The following is a 6,271-nucleotide window of genomic DNA, read 5'->3' on the forward strand; positions in this document are numbered from 1 at the left end:
AGCGGCATGCATGTGGCGACGAGCCCCAGGTCGGCGGCGCTGGCGCCGTTCGTCTCCTCGTTGGGCTACCTCGAGGGGCGGTTTCCACACGCGCGGGAGCTGTCCCTGCCCACCGGCACCGCACAGCTGCTGGTCAACCTCGACGCCGACGCGCTGCACGCGTACCCGATCAACGGTGGTGGCGCCCAGAGCGCGCCGGGCGCGGCGCTGCTCGGCGCGCACGGCCGCCCGAGCCTGATCGACCCGGCCGAGCAGCGCGCGATCCTGTGGGTGGCGTTCCGGCCCGGCGGGACGTACCCGTTCTTCGCCGCGCCCGCCTCGGCGACCCGCGACCAGCTGGTGCCGCTCGACGAGTTGTGGCCCGGCGCGCGCCTGCGTGAGCGGCTCGCGGAGGCCGGGTCGCCGGCGGCGATGCTGGCGCTGCTGGAACGCGCGCTGCTCGCCGCGGCGTGCCGGCCGCTGTCGCCCGACCCGGCGACCGGCGTGGCGGTGCGGTCGCTGGCGCGCGGGGCGAGCGTCGCCGAGACCGCCGACCGGCTGGGATGGACGCCGCGCGGGCTGGCACGGCGGTTCGTGGAGCGCGTCGGGCTGGCGCCGAAGCGGTTCGCGCGGGTGCGGCGGCTGCAGCGGCTGCTCGCGACCGACGGCGACTGGGCGGGGCGGGCGGCCGCGTGCGGCTACCACGACCAGGCGCACATGATCCACGAGTTTCGGGAGCTGGCGGGCATGCTGCCGACCGGATACGCGCCGCGCTCGCCCACCGAGGCGAACCACGTGCCGGTCTGATTCCTACAAGCGCGGCGCTCGCTCCGGCGCGAGGATGGTGGCATGTTCTATCCACGCCTTGTGGTGCGAGACGCTGCCCGCGCCATCGAGTTCTACGTTGCCGTCTTCGACGCCAAGGAGACCGCCCGTCACACCGACGCGAACGGCAAGATCGTGCACGCCGAGGTGGTGATCGCGGGCGCGACGGTGGCGGTGAAGGACGAAGACGACGCCGACCGGTCTCCGGTCACGCTGGGCGGCACGCCAGTGATCATGGCCCTGTACGTCGACGACGTGGACGCCTTGGGCAACCGCCTGGAAGCGCACGGCGCCACGGTGATCTACCCGATCGCCGACCAGCCGTACGGCGAACGCGGTGGCCGCTTCGAAGACCCGTTCGGCCATCAGTGGATGGTGGCCCGCCCCCTCTAGCTCAGCTGTCACCGCGCGCCCCTTCGCCGTCGATCAAGGGCATACGCACGTGGTTGGATCTCTTTCCGCGTGCGTTCGCCCTTGATCGATGCGATCTTCCTTGATCGACGGCGCGGGCCGGCCGCGCGCCGCCGCGCCGGATGCCGCAGGAACGCTGACGTCGTTCTCAGTCGTCGTCTTCGGTGCGGCCCAGGCGCCAGTAGCCCATGAAGGCGACCGCCTTGCGGTCGACGCCGCGCTCGCTCACGAGATGCCGGCGCAGCGTCTTGATCACGCCGGCCTCGCCGGCCAGCCACGCGTACAGATCACCGCCCGCGCCCTCGTCCGGCACCTCCCAGAGGATCTCCCGCTCGACGTCGATGTCGTCGAGCGCGGTGCCGCCCCCGACGCTGGCCAGGGCTGGCGCCCTGACGGGAGCGAGCAGGCGCGCCGCCGCCTCGGTGACGGCCGGGACGAGCCGGCTGCCGTGCCCGCCGCCCTCGCGGGCCAGCCAGGTGACCCGCAGGCCCGGGGGCGCGCCGAGCTCCAGGACGTCACCGGACTCGGGCACCTCCAGCAGCGCCTCACCGCGCGCGTCGCGGGGCAGCCGTTCGACGATTGAGGCGACCGCCGGCACCGCCGTCTCGTCGCCGGCGAGCAGCAGCGTGCGCGCACCGGCCGGCGGGTGGAATTCGATGCCGCCGTGCGGGCCGGTGGCCTCGGCGTCCGGCCCGACCAGCCCCGCGATGTCGCCGGGTCGCACGGTCTGCGCCCAGCGCGCGGCCGGCCCACCGTCGCCGTGCAGCACCACGTCGAGGTCGACCTCGCGGAGCGCGGGCCGCACGTAGCGCACCGTGTACGTGCGGATCGGGTTGCGCCGCTCCTCGGGCAGCTCACGCCAGCGCGCGTACCAGTCGGGGCCGACCGGCATGTGCGCGACGCCGCTGCCGGGCAACGGAAGCACCAGCTTGATCCGCTGATCCCAGCCGGTGTCCTCGAACGCGTCGAGGTCGTCGCCGGTGAACGTCACGCGCAGGAAGCTCGGGCTGAGTTTGCGCACCGCCCGCACTTCAACCCCAAAAACCCGAAACGTCACAGCGACCCTCCATCGATTAGGTATGCCTACCCTAACTGATCATGATGGCGCCGCAAAGTCGGTGACGTACCAGCGCTCTCGATCATCGCGGCCAAACCGTCCAGCAGCAGGCGCAGGCCCAGCTCGAAGATGATGTCGAGGTTCAGGTCGAAGTCGGGGATGTCGTCGAGGCTCGCCAACATCGGGAAGCGACCCGAGGCGAGCAGCCTGCCCAGCGTGAGGTCCTGCGCCTCGTACCACTCCTCGTTGCTCAGCCCGCTGTCCTGCTCCGCCTCGACCTCCTGCTCCAGGTGCATGGCGGCGCCGACCACGTGGCCGGCGATGGTCACCGCCGCGTGCACCATCGTCGCCCTGTCGAGGCCGGTGCCCTCCAGTGCCCGCAGCGCAGCCTCGGTGTGCGCCATCCCGTTCGGCACGGCCATCGGGCGGGTGATCGAGACACGCCGGGCCACCCACGGGTGGCGGCGGCAGATCGCCCACTGGAGATGGCACAGGTCTTCGAGGCTGGTGCGCCAGTGCGGCGCGGGCTCCGGGAGCGGATCTTCGGCGAACACCGCGTCGACCATCCGCAGGATCAGGTCTTCCTTGCTCGGCACGTAGCGGTACAGGGACATGGTCGGGACGCCGATGTCGGCGGCGACGCGCCGCATGGAGAGCGCGGCGATGCCCTCGGTGTCGGCGATCCGGACGGCGGCCTGGACGATCCCCTCGAGGGTGACGGCGGGCTCGCCGGTCCGCACACGCCGCGGAGCGGCCGGTGGCGCCGGTGCCACACCGGCCACAACCGTGCCCACCCGGGGAACGGCGGTCACGACACCCTCCTGGCGCAGCACGGCGAGGGCCTTCGTCGCGGTGGCGAGTGCGACGCCGAACTCGCGGGTGAGCTGCCGCGTCGACGGCACCGTGTCACCTGGGCGCAACTCCCCCGCCGTGATCCGCCGGCGGATCTCGTTGGCGATCCGCAGGTACGGCGCGCCTGTACTAGTACTCATGCTCCTACACTAGTACAGTTTGCGCGCTGTTACCACTGCTTGTACGGTGTACGCATGGATTCGTACAATGTACCGGCGGTCGAGGTGACCGCCTTGGAGAAGTCGTACGGCGCCAACCGTGTGCTCGCCGGCGTCGACCTGCGGGTCGCGCCCGGCACCCTCTTCGCGCTGCTCGGGCCGAACGGCGCCGGCAAGACCACGATGGTGCGCATCCTGGCCACGCTGATCGAGCCCGACGGAGGCCGGGCCACGGTCGCGGGGTTCGACGTGGTACGCGACCGCCACCGGGTGCGCCGGGCTATCAGCCTCACCGGCCAGTACGCGGCGGTCGACGAGCTGCAGACCGGCGCCGAGAACCTGCGCATGACTGCCCGCCTCACCGGGCTCGGCCGGTCGGAGGCGCGGCGGCGGGCCGCCGAGCTGCTGGAGCGGTTCGACCTGGTGGACGCCGGCGACCGCCGGGTCGGCGCGTACTCGGGCGGCATGCGGCGCCGCCTCGACCTCGCCGCGAGCCTGGTCGGCCAGCCGTCCGTGATCTTCCTGGACGAGCCGACGACCGGGCTGGACGTGCGCAGCCGGCAGGCCATGTGGGACGTGGTCAGCGACCTGGTGCGCGGCGGCGTGACGGTCTTCCTCACCACGCAGTACCTGGAGGAGGCCGACCAACTCGCCGACCGCATCGCGGTACTCGATCATGGTCGCCTGGTCGCGGACGGCACCGCGGCCCGGCTGAAGGAGCAGGTCGGCGGCCAGCGCCTCGACCTGACCCTCGCGGACCCGGAGGCGTACGACGCGGTCGCCGCCCACCTCGGCGACCGGCTGCTGCTGCGCGACCCGGCGCGGCGGACGCTCGGCGTGGCCACCGACGGCAGCGCGGCGCACGTGCGCGCGCTGCTGGACGAGATCGATCCGGGCCGGCGGGCGGTAGACCGGTTCGCGCTACACGCCGCGACCCTCGACGACGTGTTCCTCGCGCTGACGGGAACCCAGGCACATGAGAAGGAGACAGCACATGTCTAGCGCCGTCGTTATGATCGACCGCTCGGTACGCCTGTCCCGGCGCAACCTGGACGCGCTGCTCACCGCCCTGATGCTGCCGATCATGCTGATGCTGCTCTTCGTGTATCTGTTCGGCGGCGCGATCGAGACCGGCACCGAGTACGTCACCTACGTGGTGCCGGGCGTCATCCTGCTGTGCGCGGCGTTCGGCGCGTCCACCACGGCGGTCAGCGTCAGCCAGGACGTGACCGGGGGCATCGTCGACCGGTTCCGCTCGATGGACGTCGGTGGCGTCGCCTTCCTCACCGGCCACGTGGTGGCGAGCGTGGTCCGCAACCTGGCCTCCACGCTGCTCGTGCTCGGCGTCGCGCTGATCATCGGGTTCCGGCCGGCGGCGGGTCCGCTCGACTGGCTCGCGGTGGCCGGCGTCCTGCTGCTGTTCGTGTTCGCGATCTCGTGGCTGTCCGCGGCGGTGGGCCTGCTCGTACGGTCGGCGGAAGCGGCCGGCGGCTTCACGTTCTTCGTGATGTTCCTGCCGTATCCGAGCAGCGCGTTCGTGCCGATCGACACGATGCCCGGCTGGATACACGGGTTCGCCGAGCATCAGCCGGCCACTCCGGTCATCGAGACGCTGCGAGGGTTGATGCTCGGCACCGACCTGGGCACCGCCCCCTGGCTGGCGCTGGCCTGGAGCGCCGGCATCCTGCTGGTTTCGGTGGCCGCGGCCGGCGCGCTCTTCCGCCGCCGCACGGCGGTGTGAGCACAGCTCAGAGGTACAGGCTCAGAGATACAGCAGCGCGCGGATGGTGGTGCCGTCGGGCGTGGTGTGCACGCGGACCAGGTCGCAGAGCTGGTTTACGAGCACCAGCCCGCGCCCGCCATTCGCGCTGTCGAGCGGCGGCGGAACACGCCCGGCCAAGGGGTTGGCGATGTGGCCGCCGTCGCTGACCTGGGCGACCAGCGCGCCGTCCTCCGTCCACAGCGCGAGCGTGCCCGCCCCACCGCCGTGCTTGACGCTATTGGTGGCGAGCTCGTTGACGGCAACCGTGAAGTCGGCGATCCGCAGCGCGTCGAGGCCGGCCGCGACACCCCGCGCGGCGACCAGCTGCCGCACCGCCGCCAGGCTGCCACCGTCGACGGTCATGGTGGCCGCGCCGAACGGCGGCACGGCCAGCGGCTGGTTGAACCGGGCCGCCACCAGCGTCGGATCGTCGTAGAAGCGGCTGGTCTCGCGCCCGGCGGCGGTCGCGACGATGGGATGCGTCCGGTACGCGTCGTCGACCACCTCGGGCGCCAGCCGCCCCACGTCGTACGGGCACAGGATCGCGCCGTGCCGGTCCGCGAACGCGGTATTGATCAACGCCTCGTGCTGCACGCAGGCCGGGTACTCCAGCGGGGTCCGCCCGGCCCACACCGGCTCGCCGATGACGCGGACCGGCTGGTCGGGGTACGCGGCGGCGAAGGCCAGCAGCACGCCCGGCAGGATGCGTCCGGGGTTGCGCCCGGCCTCGCCCATGTCGCGCAGCAGCACCTGCCCGGCGTCGTCACCAAGGCCGTCCCGGAGAAGCTCCAGATTGGCATGCGGCACCGCGACCAGCACCGGCTCGCCCGCCGCCAGCCCGGCCTGGATGAACGGCAGCGTGCCCGCCAGGTACTCACCGGCGTCGCGGTAGAGCAGCGCGGGGTGGTCGAAGCTGGTGGACGGTGCAGGGCTCATGGTGCTGTCCGTTCCGGGCCGATGATTCCGCCAACGGTACCTTCCCCGATCGACACCGTTTCAACCCGATCTCTCGCTGCAAAGGTTTGCACCGAGGACGTCCGTTTTGTGTCGCTCACGCACCCAACAGGTGCGCCACCGCAACCCATTTGAAACCAAGATCCGTTGACACGCCAGCAACCGTTTGCATTAATTGGCCGACCCGTGACGACCGCCACATGCCCATGGACGGAGAACGACTGTGCCCGCCACCATCCGCGACGTCGCCCGCGCGTCCGGCGTGCACATCTC

General features: G+C 71.9%; 7 protein-coding genes. 4 read left to right on the forward strand and 3 right to left on the reverse strand.

What is annotated here, in order from left to right; translation table 11 throughout:
* The first annotated feature begins 6 nt into the window (after positions 1-6).
* Positions 7-786: a helix-turn-helix domain-containing protein gene (locus V6V89_RS23735; RefSeq protein ID WP_334621486.1), complete on the forward strand. Its 780-nt coding sequence runs from the start codon at positions 7-9 to the stop codon at positions 784-786.
* Positions 787-828: 42 nt separating this feature from the next.
* Complete coding sequence (locus tag V6V89_RS23740; RefSeq protein ID WP_334621487.1) at positions 829-1,197, forward strand: VOC family protein; 369 nt, start codon at positions 829-831, stop codon at positions 1,195-1,197.
* A 166-nt stretch (positions 1,198-1,363) separates the two neighbouring features.
* On the opposite strand, the gene V6V89_RS23745 is transcribed toward V6V89_RS23740, so the two are convergent.
* Together V6V89_RS23745 and V6V89_RS23750 are read right to left on the reverse strand one after the other, a co-directional pair.
* Positions 1,364-2,272, reverse strand: coding sequence for a siderophore-interacting protein (locus V6V89_RS23745; protein WP_334621489.1), 909 nt, complete (start codon positions 2,270-2,272; stop codon positions 1,364-1,366).
* A 26-nt stretch (positions 2,273-2,298) separates the two neighbouring features.
* The gene (locus V6V89_RS23750) at positions 2,299-3,264 is read right to left on the reverse strand and encodes a TetR/AcrR family transcriptional regulator C-terminal domain-containing protein (protein WP_334621490.1); all 966 of its coding nucleotides are present in this window, start codon (positions 3,262-3,264) and stop codon (positions 2,299-2,301) included.
* 54 nt (positions 3,265-3,318) lie between these two features.
* Between V6V89_RS23750 and V6V89_RS23755 the strand changes: the two genes are divergently transcribed.
* Positions 3,319-4,284, forward strand: coding sequence for an ATP-binding cassette domain-containing protein (locus tag V6V89_RS23755; protein WP_334621492.1), 966 nt, complete (start codon positions 3,319-3,321; stop codon positions 4,282-4,284).
* Complete coding sequence (locus tag V6V89_RS23760) at positions 4,277-5,023, forward strand: ABC transporter permease (protein ID WP_334621493.1); 747 nt, start codon at positions 4,277-4,279, stop codon at positions 5,021-5,023. Before V6V89_RS23755 ends, V6V89_RS23760 begins: the two co-directional genes overlap by 8 nt.
* A gap of 21 nt (positions 5,024-5,044) precedes the next feature.
* Here V6V89_RS23760 and V6V89_RS23765 read toward each other — a convergent pair whose 3' ends face one another.
* Positions 5,045-5,980, reverse strand: coding sequence for a sensor histidine kinase (locus V6V89_RS23765; protein WP_334621494.1), 936 nt, complete (start codon positions 5,978-5,980; stop codon positions 5,045-5,047).
* Between the last annotated feature and the right edge of the window lie 291 nt (positions 5,981-6,271).

Source organism: Micromonospora sp. CPCC 206061 (assembly GCF_036906915.1).
In the GTDB taxonomy this organism is placed as follows: Bacteria; Actinomycetota; Actinomycetes; order Mycobacteriales; family Micromonosporaceae; genus Phytohabitans.

Bases quoted from the DNA above. Each gene is read 5' to 3' on its own strand.
- V6V89_RS23735 (WP_334621486.1), top strand. From the start codon at position 7: ATGCATGTGGCGACGAGCCCCAGGTCGGCGGCGCTGGCGCCGTTCGTC.
- V6V89_RS23740 (WP_334621487.1), top strand. From the start codon at position 829: ATGTTCTATCCACGCCTTGTGGTGCGAGACGCTGCCCGCGCCATCGAG.
- V6V89_RS23750 (WP_334621490.1), bottom strand. From the start codon at position 3,264: ATGAGTACTAGTACAGGCGCGCCGTACCTGCGGATCGCCAACGAGATC.
- V6V89_RS23755 (WP_334621492.1), top strand. From the start codon at position 3,319: ATGGATTCGTACAATGTACCGGCGGTCGAGGTGACCGCCTTGGAGAAG.
- V6V89_RS23760 (WP_334621493.1), top strand. From the start codon at position 4,277: ATGTCTAGCGCCGTCGTTATGATCGACCGCTCGGTACGCCTGTCCCGG.
- V6V89_RS23765 (WP_334621494.1), bottom strand. From the start codon at position 5,980: ATGAGCCCTGCACCGTCCACCAGCTTCGACCACCCCGCGCTGCTCTAC.